The following is a 22109-nucleotide window of genomic DNA, read 5'->3' as shown; positions in this document are numbered from 1 at the left end:
TCGGTGCTGTTCAGGCGGTCCAGTGGCCGCGGCTGCGGTAGACGTCGCGCAGCACGCCGACGTGATCGGTCATGATGCCATCCACGCCACGATCCAGTAAGTCGTGCATCTGGTCCGGTTCGTCGATCGTCCAGACGTGCACCTGAAGGCCGAGCCGGTGGCAGTAGTCGACGAACCGGCGGTCCACCACCGGCACCCGCCCGTACCGGGGCGGCACCTGCGCGGCGACCACCGAGGGGGGCAGTCGCAGCGGCCGACCGTGCAGGGAGGCCAGTCGCAGCCGCGCCACCGCCCGCATGCCGAGGCTGGTGGCGACGCGTCCCCCGGTGAGCGCCCGCAGTCGGGCCAGTCGGGCGTCGCTGAACGAGGCGAGCAGCACCCGGTCGGCGGCGCCCACCCGGGTCAGGGTGGCGACGGTCGGCGCGACGCCGCCGTCGGCCTTCACGTCGATGTTGAAGCGGACCTGCGGCCAGGCGTGCAGCACCTCGTCGAGCCGGGGTACGACGGCAGCGCCGCCGACGCGTACCGAGGCGAGGTCGGCCCAGCTCAGGTCGGCGATGCGCCCCGCCTCACCGGTGACCCGGGCGAGCGTCGGGTCGTGGAAGATCACCGGAACGCCGTCGGCGGTGGCGTGCACGTCGGTCTCCACGTACCGGTAACCGAGCCCGATGGCCCGGGCGAACGCCGTGGTGGTGTTCTCGTCGCCCTCGGCGGCCCCGCCGCGGTGGGCGAACGCCAGCGGCGCGGGGGCGTCGAGGTAGGCGCATCGGTTGAGCACGCGACGCAGTATGCCCGCGCCCGGTGGAGGGCAGGTGGCCTGGCGGCGACATTCGTCCGCCCGCGGGGCCCTGGCGCCCCCGTCACCCCCGTGGGACGGGAGCGCCAGGGGGTTTACGGGTGGGGACCGCCGCGTACCACGTACCCGCCGGCGAGGATCGGGTAGCGGGGGCGTGCGGGCGCCTCCGGGGGCAGTTCCGTCTCGGGGTCGATGCAGCTGGTGGGTGGCGGCTCGGTCCCGTTCGACGCCTGGGCGTCGACGATCACGTCGGGCTGCCGCCCACCGTCGATGATCTTGACGTAGTAGCCGTGGTTGCGGACCGGGTCGACGCCGTCGGGGACGATCGCCGTGAACACCGCGACGTTCCCGACGACCCGCAGGCAGGTCACGTCGGCCCGTCCCCGCGCGACCTCGGTGCCGTCCGGCAGCGCGTGCCGGTAACGGAACTCGCCACGCGTCGACCCGTCGACGGTGGTGACCGCCGCGACGCCGAACCAGATCCGGTGCCCCACCATGTTCGGCTCGTCGTACGCGAAGTGCCCCGCCCCGGCGACCATGGCGGGCGTGCTCGGCGGCGACGTGCCGCTGGGTGCGGTGGGCTGCGCCCACGCCGTCGACGACCCCACCGCGACCGCCGCCGCCGCTGCCGCTCCGACCCGCGCGTACCTGACCATGGGAGAACCCCCCGGTGTCGGTGATGTTGACGAGTCCAGCCTCGTCGCAGTCCCGACCGCGCTGATCCCCACCCCGAGCCAACCGCCTCCCCTGCCCGGGGGAGCCCGCGCGACCCACCCCCGGAGTGGCGCGCGGCCGCGCGGCCGCGCGGCCGCAGGGTCACGCCGATCTTGCGCTTTGTGTCGTCGTTATGGCCTGCTTTGACCGGGTATGTCGCGACAGAAAGTGCAAGATCGCGGGGGCGGGGGGCGGGGGGCGGGGGGCGGGGCGGGCTGGGGTGGGGGTGGGGTTAGGGGGTGCGGCGGTGGGTGCGGGAGGTGTCGGTGGGGCGGCCGGGGTCGACGTGTCGGGGTGCGTCGGGTTCGTCGGGGCGTAGGGGGGCGAGGGTGTCGGTGAGGGCGTCGACGATGCGGTCGGTGGCCCGGCGGGCCGCGCCGGGCGTGCTGGCGCTGGACTCGCCGAGGTCGACGGGTGCGCCGAAGTGGACCCGGATCACCGGCCGACGCCACAGCGCGCGGGCGATGCCGCGCAGCATGCCCTTGGGCGCCCGGTACGGCAGCACCTCGTGCGCGCCCCACTGGGCGACCGGGACGACGGGAGCGCCGCAGGCCAGCGCGAGCCGGGCGACGCCGGTCTTGCCGCGCTCGGGCCACATGCCGGGGTCCAGGCCGATGCGCCCCTCGGGGTAGATGAGGATCACCGAGCCCGCCGCGACGGCCCCGGCCGCGTCGTCGAGGGCCTGATGGACGCCGCTGGTGCCCCGGTCGACCCGGATGTGCCCGACGTGACGCATGGCGGCCCCCAGTACGGGGGCGCGGAACAGTCCGGCGGTCGCCATGATCCGTGGGGCGATGCCCCGCTCCCGGCAGGCGGCGATCATGACCAGGGGGTCGAACGGGCTGATGTGGTTGGCGGCCAGCACGAGCGGTCCCCGGCGCAGGTGCGCGGGGACGTCGCCGGTGACCTCGAGGCGGGCGAGCAGACCCACCAGGGCGCGGGCCAGCAGGAGGGCGGCCCGCCAGAGCAGTGGTGGCTGCCAGGTCGTCGTGTCCATCAGCGCGCCATCCTCGCACGAGGCGACGGGGCCGCGAGGGCGAGCGGCCCGAGTGATCAGGGTCATTGGTCCCGGGCCGGTTCGGGCCGCCCGGCCCTGCCCCTTTCTCTACGACGAGCAGTAGTATTTACTACGTCTCGTAGTACGCATAGTTGGGGGTCCAGGTGGACGCGTTGGACGTCGCCCGGTGGCAGTTCGGTGTCACGACCGTCTACCACTTCCTGTTCGTGCCGCTGACCATCGGCCTGTCCGTGCTGGTGGCGATCCTGCAGACGATGTGGCACCGCACGGGCAACGAGCGCTACCTCAAGCTGACCAAGTTCTACGGCAAGCTGTTCCTGATCAACTTCGCCATGGGCGTGGTCACCGGCATCGTGCAGGAGTTCCAGTTCGGCATGAACTGGAGCGACTACTCCCGCTTCGTGGGCGACATCTTCGGCGCGCCCCTGGCCATCGAGGCGCTCGTCGCGTTCTTCCTCGAATCCACCTTCATCGGCCTGTGGATCTTCGGCTGGGACCGGCTGCCCAAGCGCGCGCACCTGGCCAGCATCTGGGCCGCCGCCATCGGCACGAACCTGTCCGCGTACTTCATCCTCGCCGCGAACTCGTTCATGCAGAACCCGGTCGGCTACCGGATCAACCCGGACAGCGGACGCGCCGAACTGACCGACTTCCCGGCCGTGCTGACCAACAAGGTCGCCCTGATCACCTTCCCGCACACCCTGGCCGGCTCGTTCCTGGTCGCCGGGTCGCTGATCGTGGCCGTCGGCCTGTGGCACGTGATCCGCAACCGGGACTCCGTCGATACCGGCGCGTACCGCTTCGCCACGAAGTTCGGCTCCTGGGTGGTCCTGGTCGCCTCGGCGGCCGTGCTGTTCACCGGCGACATCCAAGGCAAGATCATGACGGACGTGCAGCCGATGAAGATGGCCGCCGCCGAGGGTCTCTACACCACCGAGAGCCCCGCCTCGTTCTCCGTGCTCACCATCGGCAGCCTCGACGGCAGCCGCGAGGTGTTCGCCCTGAAGATCCCGTACCTGCTGTCATACCTGGGCACCGGCGACCCGAACGGCACCGTGCACGGCATCAACGACCTGCAGGCCCAGTACGCCTCCCAGTACGGCGCGGGCAGCTACACCCCGATCATCCCGGTCACCTACTGGAGCTTCCGCTTCATGGTCGGCTTCGGGCTGGCGGCCGCCGCGATCGCCCTGCTGGTGCTGTGGAGCCAGCGCAAGGGCCGTACGCCGCGCAGCAGGTGGCTGCTGCGCGCCGGCCTGGCCATGCCGGTGCTGCCGCTGCTGGCCAACTCGTTCGGCTGGATCTTCACCGAGATGGGCCGCCAGCCCTGGATCGTCTTCGGCGAGATGCTCACCCGCAACGGCGTCTCCCGCAGCGTCTCGCTGACCGAGGTGCTGACCTCGTTCACCGCGTTCACGCTGATCTACGCCACCCTCGCCGTGATCGAGGTCAAGTTGCTGCTGCGCTACGCCAGGGCCGGCGTACCCGACGTCAGCGAACAGCCCGCCACCGACGACACCGACGACGCCGAGCGCCCGCTCGCCTTCGCCTACTGAACCCGGAGCCCATCGTGGACCTGACCACCATCTGGTTTCTCCTCGTCGCCGTGCTGTTCACCGGCTATTTCATCCTGGAGGGCTTCGACTTCGGCGTCGGCATGCTGCTGCCGGTGCTGGGCCGGAACGACCGGGAACGCCGCGTCCTGATCAACACCATCGGGCCGGTCTGGGACGGCAACGAGGTGTGGTTGATCACCGCCGGCGGGGCGATGTTCGCCGCGTTCCCCGAGTGGTACGCCACCCTGTTCTCCGGCTTCTACCTGCCGCTGCTGCTCATCCTGCTGGCCCTGATCGCCCGCGGGGTGGCCTTCGAGTACCGGCACAAGCGCCCCGAGGCGTCGTGGAAGCGCCGCTGGGACGCCGCGATCTTCTTCGGCTCGCTGCTGCCGGCGATCCTGTGGGGCGTCGCCTTCGCCAACATCCTGCGCGGTGTGCCGCTGGACGCCGACCACGAGTACGTCGGTGGTCTGCTCGATCTGCTCAACCCGTACGCCCTGCTCGGTGGCGCGACCACGCTCGCGCTGTTCCTCACCCACGGCGCGGTGTTCCTGGCCCTGAAGACCACCGGCGACATCCGCGAACGCGCCGGCGCCCTCGCGGTGCGCCTGGGCGTCGGGGCCGCCGTGCTCGCGGTGGGCTTCCTGAGCTGGACGTTGAGCATCCGTTCCAGCGCGGTCGCCGTCGTGCTCGCCGTCGGCGCGGCCCTCGCGCTGCTCGGTGGCCTGGCCGCCGCCCGGGTACGCCGGGAGGGCTGGGCGTTCACCGGTACCGCCGTGGCGATCGGCCTGGCCGTGGCGACCCTGTTCGCGGCGCTGTTCCCGAACGTGCTGCCGTCGACTCTCGACGCGGCGGGCACGCTCACCGCCACCAACGCGGCCTCCACCCCGTACACGCTGAAGATCATGACCTGGGTGGCGGTGATCTTCACCCCGGTCGTGCTGGCCTACCAGGCGTGGACGTACTGGGTCTTCCGCAAGCGCATCGGCGTGGCCAACATCCCGCAACACTGACCGTCATCGGGGGCCGGCGTGGCCCCCAGCGCTGCCGATCATGGACCTGTGGTGCCCGAACTGGGCCGTCGAGGCCGCTTTGTCACCCACCACAACTCCATGATCGGCGGGGTTCGTGCGGCGGGTATATCGGCTGGGCGGTGGGGCAAGGGGCCGCTACGGTGTGCCGATGCGCGTACGTGAACTCACCGTCGACGACCTCGACGCCGCCTGGGAGCTGGGCCGGTTGGCGTTCGGCTCCACCCAGGAGCGTGCCCCCAGCACCACCGTCGAGGTGCCGGGCATGACGCGCTGGGGCGCGTTCGACGACACGGGTCGGCTCGTCGGCAAGGCCGTCGACCTGCACCACGACCAGTGGTGGTCCGGCCGGGCCGTCCCGGCGGCCGACATCGCCGGGGTGGCGGTCGCACCCGAGGCCCGGGGCCGGGGCGTGGCCCGCGCCCTGCTCACCGCCCTGCTGGCCAGCGCCCGCGACCGTGGCGCGGCGGTCAGCGCCCTGTACCCGACCGTCGCCGCCCCCTACCGCGCCTGCGGGTGGGAGGCCGCCGGTGTGCTGCGTACCGTCAACCTGGCCACCGCCGCGCTGCCCCGGCACCGACCCGCGTCGCACCTGACCGTCCGCGCCGGCACGCCCGCCGACCTGCCCGCCGTCGCCGACCTGTACGAGCGGGTCGCCCGCCACCGCAACGGCATGTTGACGCGCCGGGGCGCGCTGTTCGACTTCTTCACCGCCGACGCGAAGCTGCCCGGTGACGGCATCACCCTCGTCGAGGACGACGGCGACCTGGTCGGCTACGCCACCTGGGAGCGGGGTCGCGGGTACGGGGCCGACTCGGTCCTCACCGTCGACGAGGCCCTGGCCACCACCGCCGACGCGGCCCGGGACCTCGTCGGGGTCCTCGGCAGCTGGGCCAGCGTCGCGCCGACCCTGCGACTGTGCCCGCTCGACGGTGACGCCGTCAGCACCGTCCTGCCGCTGGAGGCCGCCCGCGACCACGAGCGGGACCTGTGGATGCACCGCCCGGTCGACGTCGTACGGGCGGTCCGGGTCCGGGGGTGGCCCGCGCACGTCCGAGGTGTCGTCGACTTCCACCTCACCGACCCGCTCGCCGAGTGGAACACCGGCACCTGGCGGTTGACCGTCGCCGACGGCGACGCCGAGCTGACCCGGATCGACGCCGAGGCGGACCTGCGGCTGGACGTGCGAGGGTTCGCGCTGCTCTACGCCGGGGCGGCCGGTGCCCGTGCGGTGGCCCAGGCCGGTCTGCTGCACACCGCCGGCGTCGCGCCGGACGCTCTGGACCTGTTGGGCGCCGGCGGCCCGGCACAACTGCTCGACTACTTCTGACGGCCCCTTTGAGGGACGGGCGGCGCCGGTACGGTGTTCCGGTGGAGATCCTGGCTCGTGTCCATTCTGGAGTGACGGCGCAGCGGTTGCTGGCGCATCCGCGCCTTGCGTTGGTGGCGGCGTGGGACGCCGACCGTCCCGCGATCCGGATCTGGGAGTACGGCGACGGGCACCTGCGCGAGCGCGGCGCCCTCGGCGTGGGCTCGGCCGGCTACGCCCAGGACACGGACGATGAGCGGACGCCGTCGGCCGCCTGGCATCCCGACGACCCGCTGTTGGCGGTGGCGGACGCCGAGAGCGTCGTGGCCTGGACACCCTCGGGCACCTCGCCGGTCGACGGCGTGACGCGCACCGAGTACCAGCGGGAGGTGGCATTCAGCCCGGACGGTCGGACGCTCTGGTTGTCGCCCGCCGAGGGGCCGGACGGCTGGGAGCACTCGGTCGCGCTCGACCTCGCATCCGGAACGACAGTGCGCGGTCCCCGGTGGGACACCGGGGTGGTGGCGCATCCGGCGGGCGGTCTCGTCTGCACCCTGGAGAGCGACCAGGGCGCCACGCTGGTGCTCTTCGCGGCGGACACCGGGCCGGTGCTGCGGCCGTTGCGCCGGGCGCTGGTCCTGGACTGCGACGGGTACGAGACGCCGATCTTCAGCGCGGACGGCCGGCACTTCGCGGTACGGGGCAACGCGTACGACAACTCGCTGGAGGTGTTCGAGTTCCCCTCGCTCCGGCGGGTCCTGGGCATGACGCTGGGGGAGCCGAGCCCCGGGTATCCGTACCCGCAGGAGTGGTTGGACGAGATGAACGCCTGGTCTCGGCACAACGTCGCGTTCGGTGCGTCGCCGCGGGTCCTCTGGATCGGGACGCCCGACGGCGTGATCATCGAGCTGGACATCGACGAGGGTCGGATGGTCGAGCACGAGGTGCTGCCCGGGGTGGCGGTGACCGCGGTGGCGGCCACCGCCACCGGTGAGCTTGTCGTCGCCGGCGCCGACGGCACGCTTCTGCTGCTGTCGGTGGGCACGGCCGACCCGGGCGAGGCAGCCGGGGCCCCGGTGACCGCGTTCCTCGCCAGCACCACCGAGGCGTCGGTGGTCGACATGGATCAGCTCGACCTCACCGACGGCACGCGGGTCTGGGAGTCCGGCGATCTGGCGGCGGTCACCGACACCTCCGCTACCGACCCGTCCTGGCTGAGGATCCGGGCGGCCATGAACCAGCTCGGCTGAGCCCTGTCCCGGGTCAGGCGACCCCCGCCAGCTCGTCGTTGGCCCGCTCGGTGACGAGCGCGAGGACGCGGGCGGCGACGTCGGCCTCGGCGGGCGGGATGTCCCCGTACAGCCGGGCGGTGATCCCACCGACGGCCTCGGCGATGCGGGCCTGCGTGGCGTGGCCGGCGTCGGTGAGCCGTACCTGCGTCTCGGTGGTGTCGTCGAGCCGCGCCAGGCCGACGTCGACGAGGCGGTCGATCACCTCGTGCACGGCCGACTCGTCGACCTTGCGGGCGTTGGCCAGGCGCCGTACGAGAGGCGTGCGGGCGACCGGGCCGGCGGTGAGGGCGTTGAGCGCGAGGACCTGGCCGAAGTCGACGCCCAGGGGCGCGACGGCGCGGTCGAGCAGGGCGCGGGTGGCGAAGTGGGCCTGGCCGATGACCTGGCCGTTGAGAGTGGACACGATGCCTCCTTCGAAACGTTGGCTTGACCAACGTTGGTAGGGCCAACGTAGCACGCTTTGTGGGTCACGCCAACGATTGCTGTTAGGCTGCCGCCATGGACGCCACCGCCCCGCAGTCACCCGCCGGGCTGCGGACCACCCCCAGCTGGCTGCTCAACCAGGCCGCCGCCCACGCCGGCCGGCTCATCAGCGCCGGCTTCGCCGCGCACGACCTGCGCGGCTACCACTACCGGCTGCTCGCCGCGCTGACCGAGAGCGGACCCGCGAGCCAGGCCGACCTGGGACGTCGCTGCGGCATCGACCGCAGCGACGTCGTGGCCGCCGTCAACGACCTGGTCGGTCGGGGACTCGTGGTACGCGCCCCCGACCCGGCCGACCGCCGCCGCAACGTCATCAGCCTCACCGAGGCCGGCGCCGACGAAGTCCACCGGATGGCCGACACCGTCGCCCGCGTGCAGGACGACCTGCTCGCACCCCTGACGAGCGCCGAACGCGACCAGCTGACCCGCCTGCTCACCCGACTGCTCGAGCACCACGGCGGCTCCTGACCCCGCCGGCGCGGCCCGCCCCGACGAGCGGCGGACCGCGCCACAGCGCGTCGGCGTCGCTCAGCCGGCCTCGCGCAGCTCCGCCAACCGGGCCTCGATCTCGGCCAGCTCCGCGCGCAGCTTCTCCGCCTGCTGCTCCGCCTCGGCCCGCTCGGCGCCCAGGATCTGCTCCACCGCCTCCTGCACACCCGGCACGTCCACCAGCGCCACCATCTTCAACGCCTCGGCCGGCTTCACCACGTACGGCTTCGCGAGGGCCTTGCTGCCCTGCTGCGCGGCGACCGTCCACTCGCCGTCGGCGTACGCCAGCGTCACCGTCAGACCCGCGGGCCCCTTGGGCTTCGCGGCCTTGACCGCCCGCCGCGCCGACGGCTTCTCGACCTGCTCCACCTTCGGCTCCTCCGGTCGCTGCGCGGGCACCCGCGGCGTGTCCAACACGAACTCCGGCGCGGCCGGCACGGGCGTCGCCTCCGGCTCCGCCTTCGGCTCGGCGGCCACCCGCCGGCCCGCGCCCTTGGGCGCGACCGCCAGATCGGCGGGGGAGAAGGGCAACTCGTCACGGCCGAAGCGCACCACGACGAACTCGTCGGACACGTCCGGATCGGTCAGGTCGACCACCTGGCCGACCTGACCGGCGATCTGCCCCGCCGCCGCGGTGAACACCACCCTCGGCTTGCGGCCGGCCGCCAACGCCTCCCGGATGCTCTGCACCTCGTCAGTGGACAAACCCTGGCCGGCATCCATCACAACCCTCTTCCGTACACCTGTTTGATTGCTGTCTTGATACCAGTCGGCTGCGACACCCGCCGCACGGGGTTCAGCCGCCGAGAGCCCGCAACGCCCGATCCGCGTGGTCGGTCATGCTGACCTCGCTGTGAATCACCTCGATGACGCGCCGGTCCGTGCCGATCACGAACGTCATCCGCTTCGTGCTCAGCGCATCCAACGGCACCCGCCGCCGCACCCCGAACGCCCGCGCGACCGTCCCGTCCACGTCGGACAGCAGCGGGTAGTCGAAGCCGTGCAGCTGCGAGAACTCCGCCTGCTTGGCCACCTCGTCGCGGCTGATCCCCACCCGCGACGCCCCCAACGCCGTGAACTCGGCCGCCAGGTCCCGGAAGTGACAGCTCTCCGCCGTGCACCCTCGCGTCATCGCGCCGGGATAGAAGAACAGCACCACCGGCCCCGACGCCAGGAACTCCGACAGCCGACGCGGTGTGCCCGTCTCGTCCGGCAACTCGAAATCGTCCACCACATCGCCGACACCCACACCCGCCACCGCGCACCTCCGTTGTCCGACCGACCGCGCGGGAAGCGTAAGCGATCACACCCGCAACGCCCCGTGCGCCACCAGCGCCGCGTGTGACCCTCCTTACGGCGACCCGCCCGCGCCGGTCACGGTAGCGTCGGCGCAACCCCACCGACACCCAGTGGAGGCGCCATGACACCCGTCACCGTCATCACCGGCGGTGGCCGCGGCATCGGTGCGGCCACCGCCCGCCGCCTCGCCAAAGCCGGCCACCACATCGCCCTGTGCTATCGCCGCGACGGCGCCGCCGCCGCGAGCGTCCTGGCCGACCTGCACGGCGCCGGCGTCCAGGCCATCGCCGTACGCGCCGACACCACCGACCCCGACCAGGTCACCGCCCTGTTCGACGCCGCCGCGCAACTCGGCCCCCTCACCGGCCTGGTCAACAACGCCGGCGTCACCAGCCTCATCGGCCCGTTCACCGACCTGCGCGTGGACGACCTGCGCCGCGTCGTCGACGTCAACCTCATCGGGTACGTCCTCTGCGCCCAGCAGGCCGCCCGCCGCCTCACCGACGGCGGGGCCATCGTCAACGTCTCCTCCGCCGCCGCGACCCTCGGCAGCCCGGGGGAGTACGTGCACTACGCCGCCGTCAAGGCCGCCACCGACACGCTCACCGTCGGCCTGGCCAAGGAACTCGCCCCGCGCGGCATCCGCGTCAACGGCGTCGCCCCCGGCCTCGTGCGCACCGACATCCACGCCGACTCCGGCGTGCCCGACCGCCCCGACAGCGCCGCCCACCGAGTCCCGTTGGGCCGCGCCGGCGAACCCGACGAGATCGCCGCCGCCATCGCCTGGCTGCTCAGCCCGGAGGCCTCCTACGCCGCCGGCGCGGTGCTGCGGGTCTCCGGCGCCCTGTGAACGGCTGGGCCGGGACGCGCGTCGCGCCCCGGCCCCACGCTCTCAGTGCGTGAACAGCTTCGCCGCCGTGATCACCGTCTGCACGACCCCGTAGCCCAACAACACCGCCACCACCAGCCAGGAAATCCACAACCGGGCCTGCTGCCCGTACCGGCCGTCGTCACTCATCGCGTCCCGCTCCTCAGCTCGGTCTTCGGCTCGTCCACGTCCGCCGGCTCGTGGTAGCGCTGCGGCACCGGCCGTACCAGCAGATTCGCCACGAAGCCCACCGCGAGCACACCCACCATCGTGAACAGCGCCGGCCGGTACGCCGCCGCCGTCAACGTGCCCGGCTTGCCCTGCGCGTCGAGGAACCCGTTCACGATCAGCGGACCCGCGACACCCGCCGCCGACCAGGCCGTCAACAACCGGCCGTGGATCGCCCCCACCTGGTACGTGCCGAACAGGTCCCGCAGGTACGCCGGCACGGTCGCGAACCCACCGCCGTAGAACGACAGGATCACGCACGCGAACAACACGAACAACGCCGTCGCCGTGTGCCCGAACAGGGCCAACAGCGCGTACATCGCCATGCCCACACCGAGATACACCAGGTAGATCGGCTTACGACCGATGACGTCCGACGTCGACGACCACACGAACCGACCCGCCATGTTGAACAGCGACAGCAGACCCACGAACCCACCGGCCGCCGCCACCGACACCGCCGACGTCCCGTTGTCCCGGAAGAAGTCCTGGATCATCGGGCTGGCCTGCTCCAGGATCCCGATACCGGCCGTCACGTTGCAGAACAACACCACCCACAACAGCCAGAACGACCGGGTCTTCACCGCGTTCGCCGCCGACACGTTCGCCGTGGTGACCAACGGCTTCGCCGCCACCGACGCCGGGTCGAAGCCCGCCGGCCGCCACCCCTCGGCCGGCACCCGCACGTTCGCCACCCCAAACATCATGATCACGAAGTAGCCCAGGCCCAGCGTCACGAACAACCACACCAGCGCGTTGCCCGACGCCGTCGAACCCGCGTTCGACGGGTCGTAACCCGGGTCGTAGAACGACAGCAACTGCCGCGACAGGGGAGAGGCCACCATCGCCCCACCACCGAACCCCATGATCGCCAAACCGGTCGCCAGCCCCGGCCGGTCCGGGAACCACTTGATCAGCGTGGACACGGGGGAGATGTAGCCGATACCCAGGCCGATGCCGCCCAGCAGCCCGTACCCCAGGTACAGCAGCCACAACTGCTTCGTGGCGATGCCCAGCGACCCGACGAGGAAACCCGCCGCCCAGAAACAGGCCGACACGAACATCGCCTTTCGCGGCCCGTTCGCCTCCACCCACGTCCCGGCCACCGCGGCCGACAACCCCAGCATCACGATCGCGATACTGAAGATCACCCCGATCGCGGTCTGACCGGTGTCGAAGTGGGCGATCAACGAATTCTTGTAGACGCTCGTGGCGTAGACCTGACCGATACACAGGTGGATGGCCAACGCCGCCGGGGGAATGAGCCACCGGCTGTAGCCGGGCGGCGCGACGGTGTGCCGACGATCGAGTGCGGACAGCATGCGCTGCTTCCTCTCCGAGGCGGACGAAACGTGGCCCCAACGTGCCCACCCCGCCCCCGAGGAGCAAACCTCACCGTCGCCGGACGGTCCCTCCCGTGAGCTGAGCGGTCACTCAGCCCACGCCGGGACTACCCCAGGTCCGGCGCGTGCCAGCCACCGGCGAGGGCATCCGCGTCCGCCGGACCCCAACTGCCCTTGTCGTACGACAGCACCGGCGCCGCCAGATCCAGGATCGGCTCCACGATCCGCCACTCCTGCCGAATCGTCTCCGCCCGCGCGAACCGCAGATGCTGCCCGTCCATCGCGTCGTCGAGCAACCGCTCGTACGCCTCCTGACGCCGACCCAGAGCCGCACCGAAGTCCACCGACAGGTCCACCGGCCGACTCGCCACCTCCGCGCCCGGACTCTTCGCCTGGATCGACATCGTGATGCCGTCCCCACGACCCAACCGGAACCGCAACAGGTTCGCCGGCGCCACCGCGCCACCCTCGGCCGGAATCAACGACCGCTGCGGCCGCTTGAACTCCACCACCACCTCCGTTGCCGTCCCCGGCAACGACTTACCCGTCCGCAGATAGAACGGCACACCCGCCCAGCGGGGCGAATCCACCGTCAACCGCGTCGCCACGAACGTCTCCGTGTTCGAACCCGGCGCGACACCCGGCTCGTCCCGGTACCCCGCGTACTGCCCCCGCACCGTCGACTCCGGCGCCAACGGCACGACCTGCCGCAGCACCGCCGCCTCCGCCTCGCGGAACGCGTCCACGTCGTCACTCACCGGCGCGTCCATCGCGATCAACGCCACGACCTGCAAAATGTGGTTCTGCAACACGTCCCGCGTCGCACCCACCGTGTCGTAGAAACCGGCCCGACCCTGCGTACCGAAACCCTCGGCGAGCGTCACCTGCACATTGTCGATGTGCTCACGGTTCCACAACGGCTCGAACAACCGGTTCGCGAACCGGAACGCGTACAAACCCTCCACCGCCTCCTTGCCGAGGTAGTGGTCGATCCGGAACACCCGACTCGCGTCGAACGCCGCCCCCAACGTCCGATCCAGCTCCTGCGACGACGCCAGGTCACGCCCGAACGGCTTCTCCACGATCACCCGACCACGATCGGCCAACCCGACCGCCGCCAGGCCCCGCACCACCGCACCGAACACCATCGGCTCTATCGCCAGGTAGAAAATCGGCCGCTGCGCGTCGCGCAGCCGCTCCGCCAGCCGCTCGTACGTCGCCGGATCCGCGTAATCCCCGGAGATCATCGACAGATTCGCCGCCAACGCGTCGAACGTCCCGTCGTCCACCTCGTCGGTCGCCTCCGCCACCGACTTACGGGCGGTCGTCACCAACTGCTGATCATCCCAGGGGGAGCGGGCCACCCCGATCACCGGAACGTCGAGACGTCCCCGCCGGGTCAACTCGTACAACGCCGGAAACAGCTTCTTCGAGACAAGATCACCTGTCACGCCGAACAGCACAACCGCGTCTGAGCGCACGCGCATGGCACTTCCATCCGATCATGGGAACCTGATCTTCCGAACGGACAACGGCGCGTCCCGCCAGCGGAATTCCCAGCAAGCGGCCCACAGTGAGGTCGGCGACACCCCCGCCCGCCCATCCGCCACGACGGAAGATGACGCGGTAACACCCCCACGCCCCGAGAGGGACCAGCATGCCCCTGGCAGCCGACCGCTCACCGCAAGCCGGCCCCGACATCGTGTGCCTGCCAATGTTCGGCACCACCCGCGCCGCCACCGCCGCCGCCTTCCACCCCGCCCTCGCCGACACCGGCCTGCGCGAGACATACCTGGACCTGCCCGGCCACGGCGACACCCCACCCACCTGCGCGCCCACCTCCCAGGCGCTGCTGACCACCATCTGCGCCTGGCTCGACCAGCACATCGACGCCCCGGCCCTGCTGGCCGGCGCCTCCTACGGCGCCTACCTCGCCGCCGGCATCGCCCGCCAACGCCCCGACCTCGTCCGCGGCCTACTCCTCGTCTGCCCCGGCATCACCATCGCACCGGCCAGCCGCACCCTGCCCGAGCACCGTCCGCCCCCCGGACCCACCGGCTGGCTCGACGCCGCCCCCACCGACCTGCGCCCACACCTCGACACCGCGCTGGGCCACCGCACCCCGACCGTCGTCGCCACCGTCGTACACGCCCTCAACACCGGCGGCCCCGGCGACCACACCTTCCAGCAGGAACTGCGAACAGGACCCGGATACACGCTCCCCGACGAGACCGCCGACACCCCCTTCGACGGGCCGGTCACCGTACTCACCGGCCGCCAGGACGGCATCGTCGGCTACGCCGACCAGTTCCACGCCATGCGCCGCTACCCCCGAGGCACCTACACCACCCTCGACGAGGCCGGGCACTACCTGCCCTTCGAACAACCCGCCCTGCTCCGCGCCCACACCCGGGCCTGGCTCCACCGAACCGGACAGAGTCAGACCCGTACGCCACAATGACCGCCATGGCTGACCTGGGCGACACCAAGGCCGCGATGCACTACTACCTCCAAAGGAGCCGCGACGACCTGATCTGGAAACTCGACGGCATCGGCGAACGCGCCGCCCGAACGCCCCGCACCACCACCGGCAACAACATGCTGGGAGTCGTCAAACACTGCCTCAACGTCGAGGCCGCCTACTTCGGGCCCACCTTCGGCCGCGAGTTCCCGACCCCGGCGGAACTGGTCCCGCTCACCGCCTTCGACGACGACCCCCAGGCGGACTGGTACGCGACCGAGACCGAGACCAAGGACGGCCTCATCGACCTGTACCGCCGCGTCGGCGCCTTCGCGGACGAGACGATCAACCAGCTACCGCTCGACGCGCCGGGGCAGGTGCCCTGGTGGCAGCCCGGCCGGCAGGACGTGACACTGGCCCGGGTCATCATGCACGTCACCGGCGACGTCGCCCGGCACGCCGGTCAGTTGGACATCATGCGCGAGCAGCACGACGGAGCAATCGGGTGGCGGCAGGACGGCACCGCCATCCCCGACCACGACTGGCCGGCGTACGTCGACAAGCTGCGCAAACTGGCCGACCAGTTCGACTGACCGAGCTGGGGGAGCGGGCGGCGAGAACGACGCTGCCCGGCCGACACGTCTCCGCGTCGGCCGGGCAGCCACACCGCGCCGATCAGTTCCCGGCGCCCAGGCCCTTCAGGTCCTGCAACATCTCGGCGAAGTCGGTGGTCTCCGCCGCCGACGGCGTCTCGATGCTGACCGGCTTGCCGTAGTCGGTGTAGTCGACCAGCACGTCGCCCATCGCGCCCATGTTCGTGCCCGCCCGACGCGGCCGGTACTGCTCGTCGACCCACAGGTCGATTTTGACCTCCTTGACGCCCGCTGCGGCGAACTGCTTCTCGACACCGGCCCGCAGCTTGGCGTCGACCTGCGCCAACTGCGTGGCCACCGGAGTGGTGACGGTGTAGTGGACCGTCTTCGCCCCGTTGACCGTCTCCTCACCGACGACCGTCACGCCCTCGGACGCGAGCAGCGTCTTGACCTGCTTGGTCGGGTCGATGTCCTCGAACTGCTTGCTGAAGTCCATCCCGGCCTGCTGACCGATGCTGCCCATGTCCATCTTCAGCCAGCGCTTACCGCCCATGTTGGCGCGGTCCTTCGCCGGGACCTCGACGTAGAACGCCGTCCCGATCAGCCGGACGACGGTCGGGCCGTCCTTCGGGTCCGCCATCGTCATCTCGGCCTTGACCGGGTCACCCAGGTCCAGGACACCCTGCATCGAGATCTTCTCGCCACCGGCGGTGCCCGTCATCGTCAGGGTCACCGAGTCGCTCTTGTCGGTGGTGTCCATCGTCTTCTGCAGCGACCCCTTGAGGTCGCTGGCGAGCAGTTCAAGGACGCTGGTCTGCTTCGGTGCGTCGGACGAACCCGACGAGCCGGTCGCCACTGCGCAGGCGGAGGCGGCGAGTGCGGTGAGCGCCGAGACCGCGACGACCGCGGTCTTCTTCCACAAAGACACGTAGTTGCTTCTTTCCCTACAAGGCTGCGGGGAATCTCCCCAGTAGATCGACGACACGCTAGCCCACCGGGTCCATCCCCGGGTGCCGCTCCACATTCGATAATGCACATTATGTAAAGTAGACGGTGAGAGGCCCACCCCCGACCTGGCCGCGCGCCGGTGGCGCGCACCCGTCGGGAGCGAGTGCACACCGTCGAGATCGTGCACTAACCGTGAAGTAGTGGCCTCCACCGCGCGCCGAGACCACTCGATCCAGGATCGAGCACGATCATGGGCGTATCTCGCGGATCGAGAGCGTCGGGTCACGCCGCTTCGGGCGGATGGCACGCCTCGGGCGTCCCGCGCAGCATTGCTGCGGCTCCACCCTCGAACGTCAGCGCCGTCGCCCTCGCCTCGCCTCGAACGTCAACGCCGTCGCCCAGGTTGCTGCGCGCGACAGCAGGCCCGCCGGCCTGTAGGTCGCCCGGTGCCCGGGTTGGCGAGTCCGGTGTCGTCCGCGCTCCCCCTCTCCCCTCCCTGTCGGGCAACGCGAGAATCATGCATAATATGGCTTATGCATGACAAACAGGACGAATCGCTCAAGGTGCTGATCGAGGAGTTCCTGACGGCCCGGGCCACTCGCAAGCCCTCTCCTCACACTCTGGCGGCCTACCGACGGGATCTGTACGCGGTCGCTGCCCTGGTGGCCGACGGTGCCGCCACTCCCCTCCCCCTCGAGGAGCTGACGATCACCGACCTGTCCCCCCGGGTGCTGCGGGCGGCGTTCGCCCGGTTCGCCGCTCCCCGGGCACCCGCGTCGGTGCACCGCGCCTGGTCCACCTGGAACAGCTTCTTCACGTTCCTGGTGACCGACGGTGTGGTGGCGGGCAACCCGATGCCGGCGGTCGACCGGCCCCGGGCCGTCCTGCCCGAGCCGAAGCCGCTGCGCGGCGCGGACACGCCCGAGGTGCTGCTGGCGTCGGTGGCGCGTGACGACGGGCGGCAGCGGGATCCGTGGCCGGAGCGGGACGTGGCGGTGCTGGCGGTGGCGCTCTGCGCCGGGCTGCGCCTGTCGGAGCTGCTGGCGTTGCGGGTGGGGTCGCTGGGTGGGCGTCCGGGTGAGCGGCGGGTGGAGGTGGCGGGTAAGGGCGGGCGGCCCCGGGTGGTGCCGATCGAGGCGGATCTGGACCGGGTGCTGGCGGACTACCTGGCCAGTCGGGCGCGGCGCTTCGGGTCGCGGTCGGTACGCCCGGACTCGGCGTTGCTGGTGGATCGGCGGGGTGAGCCGTTGCGCCGGGGTGGTCTGCAGTATCTGGTCGAGTCGTGTTATCGGCGGGCGGGTATCGGTGACCGGGTGCCGAAGGGGGCGCGGTTGCACGCGTTGCGGCACACGTTCGCGACCCGGTTGGCGGAGGACGGGGCGGGCGCGGCGGAGATCATGCGGTTGTTGGGGCACGCGTCGTTGGCGTCGTCGCAGACGTACATCGAGGTGACGGCCGGGCAGCAGCGCGAGGCGATCCGCGCGAGTCGTACCCATCGGGTGTTGGCTGCTCTGGTGGCGGACCGGGAATGAGCGGTCAGACGGCGATCGTGGTGGGCTCCCCCGGTGGGAGCCAGCGGAGGCTGTCGCGCACGGCGGGCGGTGCGGTGGTGAACGTCCGTTCGATGACGTGGCGGGGTTCCTGGAAGTGCTGCCAGCCTTCGTAGTGCACGGGGATCGTGGTGTGCGGGCGCAGTGTGGCGCACAGGCGTACCGCATGTCGGGCGGTCATGGAGTAGCGCAGTGGGCCGGTGGTGGGGAACCGGACGCCGCCGAGGTGCAGCAGGACGGTGCCGACGCGGATGCGGGTGGGTACCTGGCGTACGCGGCGGGTCAGCACGGTGTCTCCGGTGATCCACAGTGCGCCGTGGTGTTGGCCGGGCCAGCGCAGTGCGAAGCCGATGACGTCGCCGACGAGGGGGCGGCTCAGTGGTGGGCCGTGTCGGCAGGGGGTGGCGGTGACGTCGATGGTGGGGCGGCCGGGGCGTACCAGACGGGTGGTCTGCCAGGGGCGTAGGCCGTGGGTGTGGTGGCCGAGGCGGCGTGCGCCGGCGGTGGTGGTGAGGACGGTGCCGGCGGTGGTGAGCAGGGCGCGGCCGGTGTCGTCGAGGTTGTCGCCGTGGTGGTCGTGGCTGAGCAGGACGGCGTCGATGGGGCCGAGGTCGGTGGCGGCGATGGCGGGGCCGGTGGTCTTGCGTGACGCGGTGCCCCAGCCGAAGGTGTAGCGGCGTCCGGGTGGGTCGAAGGTGGGGTCGGTGAGGATGCGCCAGCCGCCGACTTCGATGAGGGTGGTGGGTCCGCCGATGTGGGTGATCCGGGTTGCCGGTGGTGGTGTGCTCACGGTGGTCCGTGCCGGTCAGCCGAGGTCGACGAGCAGGGGTCGGTGGTCGGAGATGGTGGACGCCGGGGTGGTGACGGCGCGTACGGGTGGGAGCGCGTCGAGGGCGTGTCGGTCGGCGAGGATGTGGTCGAGTTGGACGCGGGGTTGTCCGGCGGGGTAGGTGGGGCGTCGGCCGAGTGGCCGCCAGCGGGACACGAGGCGGGCCGGGCCGGCGGGGAGGTTGAGGTCGCCGAGCAGGACGCGGGGGCCCGGTAGGCCGCGCAGGGCACGCACGGTCTGGCGGAGTTGGCGGGCGTTCCAGCCGGGTACGAAGGACAGGTGGGTCGCGGCGACGGTGAGGGGGCCGTGCGGGGTGTCCAGGATGGCGGCGAGGACGACGCGGGGTTCGTCGTCGAGGAGGATGAGGCCGCCGCCGGGGCCGGGGATGTAGACGGGTGAGCGTACGGGGGCGGGTTTGAGTCGGGTGATGTGCCAGCTGCGTACGGGGTGGCGGCTGATGAGGCCGATGCCGTAGCAGGGTTCGCCGTGGCCGTCGTCGTCGTGGCGCAGGGGGCGGAACCGTTCGCCGGGGGTGCCGACGACGGCGGCGGCGAAGCGGTGGTGGGGGGCGTCGAGGGCGCGGGCGGCGATGGCGGTGAGGTCGAGGTTGCCGCTGCGGTGTTGGTCGCGGTCGACTTCCTGCAGGGCGAGGACGTCGGCGTCGAGGGCGTGTACGGCGGCGGCGAGTCGGTCGGCGTCGACGAGGCCGTCGGTGAGGGATCGTCCGTGCAGCAGGTTGAAGGTGGCCAGGCGCACTCCTGCACCTTACGTCCCCGTGGCAGGGTTGCCGGGTGGTGAAGGTGTTGCTGTGTTCGATGCTGGTGTTCGTGGCGGTCGGGGCGTGGGGGGTGTGGTTACGGCGGCGGCGTGACCGGTGAGCGGTGAGTCGTGCCACTTCACGGGCTGCTGCGGCGGGTCGGGTGGGGAGAATTGCCGCCCGTGGACGTCGTATCGCTGAGTACCCTGCTGGCCGCCGCGGCGATGGCCGGGTGGGTGGATGCCGTGGTCGGTGGTGGTGGGTTGCTGCTGCTGCCGGCGTTGTTGGTGGCGGCGCCGGGTGTGCCGGTGGCCACCGCGTTGGGCACGAACAAGTTGGCGGCGATCTTCGGTACGGCGACGGCGGCGGCGACGTACGCGCGGCGCACGAAGGTGGACTGGCGGCTGGCGGGGCCGGCGGCGGGTGTGGCGGTGCTCAGTGCGGGGGTGGGTGCGGCGTTGGCGGGGGCGGTGCCGGCGTCGGCGTACCGGCCGGTGGTGTTGGTGGTGCTGGTGGCGGTGGCGGTGTTCGTGCTGTTGCGTCCCCGGTTGGGGGTGGTGGCGGTGCCGGCGCGGCGGACGCGGGTGCGGGTGGTGGCGGCGGTCGGTGTGGCCGGGGTGGGTATCGCCCTGTACGACGGGTTGATCGGGCCGGGTACGGGCACGTTCCTGGTGTTGGCGTTCACGACGTTGGTGGGTGCGGACTTCGTGCACGGGTCGGCGATGGCGAAGGTCGTCAACGCGGGGACGAACCTGGGCGCGTTGGTGGTGTTCGCGCTGACCGGGCATGTGTGGTGGTGGTTGGGCGCGGCGATGGCGGTGTGCAACATCGCGGGCGCGGTGGTGGGTGCGCGGATGGCGTTGCGGCGCGGGTCGGGGTTCGTGCGGGTGGTGTTGCTGGTGGTGGTGCTGGCGTTGGTGGCGAAGCTGGGTTACGACCAGTGGGTCGCTGGCTGATCACCCTTGGCGGGTCAGCGGGCGTGGGTGGCCAGCGCTGCGCTGGCGGGGGCGTCGGGTCGTCATCGTGTGGGCGCCGATGGCGAGGCGGGTCAGGGCGAGGGCGGCCGACAGGGCGATGACGAGGGCGATGGCGTGACCGATGTCGGGTGCCCATAGAGATAGTTTGGCCAGGTCGGCGCCTTGGAAGAGGCGGGGCAACTGCCGGGCGGCGGCTGTGGCGACGGTGGCGCAGCCGGCGAGCCAGAGGAGGGTGACGGTGCTCGTCCGGGCCGGCGTGCGGGGGTCCTGCCGCCGGGTCCGGCGGGCGCGGATGAGGGACCATCCGAGGGTGCTGAGCAGCGCGGTGGCGACGGCGAGGAGTCCGGCCAGGGTCCAGTTGTGGACGGGGTCGGCGGTGGCGGTGGCGGGGGTGCCGCCGTGCAGGATGCGGGCCAGGTTGAACGCTGCGGCGCTCAGTGGCGCGTCCATCGCCAGGCCGTAGACGTTCGTCATGACGACCACGCCGAGGTTTGTCTCGGGGGCGAGCACGATGTGGGTGAAGTAGTCGGGGGTTGCGCCGGCGTGCCAGACGATGGGTGCGCCGACACCGTCGAGGGTGCTGTTCTGCCAGCCGAGGCCGTAGGTGCCGTGGCCGGTGTCGACGGTGCCGGTGTGCAGCTGGCGTATGCCCTGTGGGCTCAGGAGCGTGTTCTGGGCGTAGCGGCCGTCGTCGAGGTGGGCGATGGCGTAGTGGGTGAGGTCGTCGAGGCTGGCGGCGAGGAAGCCGTAGGGCACTCCGGCGGTGTCGAACGGTGCGGCGAAGCGTTGTGGCCGACCGAGGTAGTACCGGTGTCCGGGCGGGAGGGCGGCGGCGCGGGCTTCGTCGGCGGTGGCTGCGGAGTGTGTCATGGCCAGCGGGTCGAGCACGTTGCGGCGCAGGTAGCGGCCGAAGGTGTCGCCGGTGACGTTCTCGACGAGCGCGCCGAGGATCATGTAGTTGGCGTCGCTGTACCGGTAGGTCTCTCCGACGCCGGCGATGGGCCGCACTGTCGTGAGGTCGCGTACCGATCGGGTCAGGCCGCCGGGCTGGTTGTCGTAGCGGTCGGTCAGGTCGGTGCTCCAGACCTGGGGCAGGCCGCTGGTGTGGGTCAGGAGGTGCCGGACGGTGACGGTCCGGGTGGTGGCCGGGTCGGCCAGGCGCAGCCAGGGTAGGTAGGTGGCGACAGTGGTGTCCAGGTTGATCTGGCCGGACTCGGCAAGCTGGGTCACGGCGAGCGCGGTGAACGATTTGCTGGTGGAGCCGAGCAGGAACGGCGTCTGGGTGGTCATGGGCCGTCCGTTGCCGTCGACGCCCCACGCGCCGCGTTGGATCACCTGGGTGCCGCGTATCACCGCGTATGCCAGGCCGGGCGCCCGGGTCTGCTGTTGGTAGGTGTGCAGGTAGCGTTCGCTGGCGTTCAGCTCGTCCGGGGTCGTGGGGCTGGCGATGGCGGGTACGGGCGTCGTGGTCAGGGCGAGCGCGCAGGCGGCTGCGGCGAGGAGGCGGCGGGTCCGCGTCGGTGGCGTACGGGTGTCCATGGTGGTTGCCCTCCTGCGTTGTCGGCTGC

General features: G+C 71.6%; 23 protein-coding genes. 10 read left to right on the top strand and 13 right to left on the bottom strand.

The window, feature by feature from the left end; genetic code table 11:
- Positions 1-10: 10 nt before the first annotated feature.
- The 3 genes from ACN263_RS14440 to ACN263_RS14430 form a co-directional block, all read right to left on the bottom strand.
- Positions 11-778 (bottom strand): glycerophosphodiester phosphodiesterase, encoded by a 768-nt coding sequence (locus tag ACN263_RS14440; protein WP_422740318.1) that lies wholly within the window; start codon positions 776-778, stop codon positions 11-13.
- A gap of 113 nt (positions 779-891) precedes the next feature.
- Positions 892-1452, bottom strand: a complete 561-nt coding sequence (locus ACN263_RS14435; RefSeq protein ID WP_422740317.1) for a hypothetical protein — start codon at positions 1450-1452, stop codon at positions 892-894.
- 290 nt (positions 1453-1742) lie between these two features.
- Positions 1743-2507 carry a lysophospholipid acyltransferase family protein gene (locus ACN263_RS14430; RefSeq protein WP_422740316.1) on the bottom strand — a complete coding sequence of 255 codons (765 nt, stop codon included), beginning with the start codon at positions 2505-2507 and terminating at the stop codon, positions 1743-1745.
- Positions 2508-2671: 164 nt separating this feature from the next.
- On the opposite strand from ACN263_RS14430, the gene ACN263_RS14425 reads away from it, so the two are divergent.
- The 4 genes from ACN263_RS14425 to ACN263_RS14410 all read left to right on the top strand — a co-directional run bounded on the left by ACN263_RS14425 (position 2672) and on the right by ACN263_RS14410 (position 7674).
- Positions 2672-4084 carry a cytochrome ubiquinol oxidase subunit I gene (locus ACN263_RS14425; RefSeq protein ID WP_422740315.1) on the top strand — a complete coding sequence of 471 codons (1413 nt, stop codon included), beginning with the start codon at positions 2672-2674 and terminating at the stop codon, positions 4082-4084.
- Between the two features lie 14 nt (positions 4085-4098).
- Positions 4099-5097: a cytochrome d ubiquinol oxidase subunit II gene (cydB, locus tag ACN263_RS14420; RefSeq protein WP_422740314.1), complete on the top strand. Its 999-nt coding sequence runs from the start codon at positions 4099-4101 to the stop codon at positions 5095-5097.
- A 169-nt stretch (positions 5098-5266) separates the two neighbouring features.
- The gene (locus ACN263_RS14415) at positions 5267-6445 is read left to right on the top strand and encodes a GNAT family N-acetyltransferase (RefSeq protein ID WP_422740313.1); all 1179 of its coding nucleotides are present in this window, start codon (positions 5267-5269) and stop codon (positions 6443-6445) included.
- Positions 6446-6486: 41 nt separating this feature from the next.
- The gene (locus ACN263_RS14410) at positions 6487-7674 is read left to right on the top strand and encodes a hypothetical protein (protein ID WP_422740312.1); all 1188 of its coding nucleotides are present in this window, start codon (positions 6487-6489) and stop codon (positions 7672-7674) included.
- A gap of 13 nt (positions 7675-7687) precedes the next feature.
- Here ACN263_RS14410 and ACN263_RS14405 read toward each other — a convergent pair whose 3' ends face one another.
- Positions 7688-8119 (bottom strand): MarR family winged helix-turn-helix transcriptional regulator, encoded by a 432-nt coding sequence (locus ACN263_RS14405; protein WP_422740311.1) that lies wholly within the window; start codon positions 8117-8119, stop codon positions 7688-7690.
- A gap of 95 nt (positions 8120-8214) precedes the next feature.
- Here ACN263_RS14405 and ACN263_RS14400 point away from each other — a divergent pair, with 95 nt between their 5' ends.
- Complete coding sequence (locus ACN263_RS14400) at positions 8215-8667, top strand: MarR family winged helix-turn-helix transcriptional regulator (RefSeq protein ID WP_422740310.1); 453 nt, start codon at positions 8215-8217, stop codon at positions 8665-8667.
- Between the two features lie 60 nt (positions 8668-8727).
- Here the strand turns inward: ACN263_RS14400 and ACN263_RS14395 are convergent, their stop codons facing one another.
- Positions 8728-9411, bottom strand: coding sequence for a hypothetical protein (locus tag ACN263_RS14395; protein ID WP_422740309.1), 684 nt, complete (start codon positions 9409-9411; stop codon positions 8728-8730).
- Between the two features lie 73 nt (positions 9412-9484).
- A complete protein-coding gene (locus ACN263_RS14390; RefSeq protein WP_422740308.1) occupies positions 9485-9946 on the bottom strand; it encodes a peroxiredoxin in 462 nt (153 codons plus the stop codon).
- 162 nt (positions 9947-10108) lie between these two features.
- Between ACN263_RS14390 and ACN263_RS14385 the strand changes: the two genes are divergently transcribed.
- Positions 10109-10837 carry an SDR family NAD(P)-dependent oxidoreductase gene (locus ACN263_RS14385; RefSeq protein WP_422740307.1) on the top strand — a complete coding sequence of 243 codons (729 nt, stop codon included), beginning with the start codon at positions 10109-10111 and terminating at the stop codon, positions 10835-10837.
- Positions 10838-10879: 42 nt separating this feature from the next.
- Here the strand turns inward: ACN263_RS14385 and ACN263_RS14380 are convergent, their stop codons facing one another.
- The 3 genes from ACN263_RS14380 to zwf all read right to left on the bottom strand — a co-directional run bounded on the left by ACN263_RS14380 (position 10880) and on the right by zwf (position 13913).
- The gene (locus tag ACN263_RS14380) at positions 10880-11005 is read right to left on the bottom strand and encodes an MFS transporter small subunit (RefSeq protein WP_422740306.1); all 126 of its coding nucleotides are present in this window, start codon (positions 11003-11005) and stop codon (positions 10880-10882) included.
- Positions 11002-12405, bottom strand: a complete 1404-nt coding sequence (locus ACN263_RS14375) for an OFA family MFS transporter (RefSeq protein WP_422740305.1) — start codon at positions 12403-12405, stop codon at positions 11002-11004. Before ACN263_RS14375 ends, ACN263_RS14380 begins: the two co-directional genes overlap by 4 nt.
- A 128-nt stretch (positions 12406-12533) precedes the next feature.
- Positions 12534-13913: a glucose-6-phosphate dehydrogenase gene (gene zwf / locus ACN263_RS14370; RefSeq protein WP_422740304.1), complete on the bottom strand. Its 1380-nt coding sequence runs from the start codon at positions 13911-13913 to the stop codon at positions 12534-12536.
- Positions 13914-14083: 170 nt separating this feature from the next.
- Here zwf and ACN263_RS14365 point away from each other — a divergent pair, with 170 nt between their 5' ends.
- Positions 14084-14887 (top strand): alpha/beta fold hydrolase, encoded by an 804-nt coding sequence (locus ACN263_RS14365; protein ID WP_422740303.1) that lies wholly within the window; start codon positions 14084-14086, stop codon positions 14885-14887.
- Positions 14888-14892: 5 nt separating this feature from the next.
- Complete coding sequence (locus tag ACN263_RS14360) at positions 14893-15480, top strand: DinB family protein (protein ID WP_422740302.1); 588 nt, start codon at positions 14893-14895, stop codon at positions 15478-15480.
- Between the two features lie 82 nt (positions 15481-15562).
- Here ACN263_RS14360 and ACN263_RS14355 read toward each other — a convergent pair whose 3' ends face one another.
- Positions 15563-16408: a hypothetical protein gene (locus ACN263_RS14355; protein ID WP_422740301.1), complete on the bottom strand. Its 846-nt coding sequence runs from the start codon at positions 16406-16408 to the stop codon at positions 15563-15565.
- Positions 16409-16961: 553 nt separating this feature from the next.
- On the opposite strand from ACN263_RS14355, the gene ACN263_RS14350 reads away from it, so the two are divergent.
- The gene (locus ACN263_RS14350) at positions 16962-17960 is read left to right on the top strand and encodes a tyrosine-type recombinase/integrase (RefSeq protein ID WP_422740300.1); all 999 of its coding nucleotides are present in this window, start codon (positions 16962-16964) and stop codon (positions 17958-17960) included.
- Between the two features lie 4 nt (positions 17961-17964).
- Here the strand turns inward: ACN263_RS14350 and ACN263_RS14345 are convergent, their stop codons facing one another.
- Together ACN263_RS14345 and ACN263_RS14340 are read right to left on the bottom strand one after the other, a co-directional pair.
- Positions 17965-18768 (bottom strand): MBL fold metallo-hydrolase, encoded by an 804-nt coding sequence (locus tag ACN263_RS14345; RefSeq protein ID WP_422740299.1) that lies wholly within the window; start codon positions 18766-18768, stop codon positions 17965-17967.
- A 15-nt stretch (positions 18769-18783) separates the two neighbouring features.
- A complete protein-coding gene (locus tag ACN263_RS14340) occupies positions 18784-19563 on the bottom strand; it encodes an endonuclease/exonuclease/phosphatase family protein (protein ID WP_422740298.1) in 780 nt (259 codons plus the stop codon).
- Between the two features lie 183 nt (positions 19564-19746).
- Here ACN263_RS14340 and ACN263_RS14335 point away from each other — a divergent pair, with 183 nt between their 5' ends.
- The gene (locus ACN263_RS14335) at positions 19747-20520 is read left to right on the top strand and encodes a sulfite exporter TauE/SafE family protein (RefSeq protein WP_422740297.1); all 774 of its coding nucleotides are present in this window, start codon (positions 19747-19749) and stop codon (positions 20518-20520) included.
- Here the strand turns inward: ACN263_RS14335 and ACN263_RS14330 are convergent, their stop codons facing one another.
- On the bottom strand, positions 20521-22080 hold the full coding sequence (locus ACN263_RS14330; protein WP_422740296.1) for a serine hydrolase domain-containing protein: 1560 nt from the start codon (positions 22078-22080) through the stop codon (positions 20521-20523).
- Positions 22081-22109: the final 29 nt, after the last annotated feature.

It is taken from the genome of Micromonospora sp. WMMD729 (assembly GCF_049315225.1).
GTDB lineage: Bacteria > Actinomycetota > Actinomycetes > Mycobacteriales > Micromonosporaceae > Micromonospora.
The sequence above is the reverse complement of the archived record's forward strand: the minus strand, read 5'-3'. Positions and strand labels throughout refer to the sequence as shown.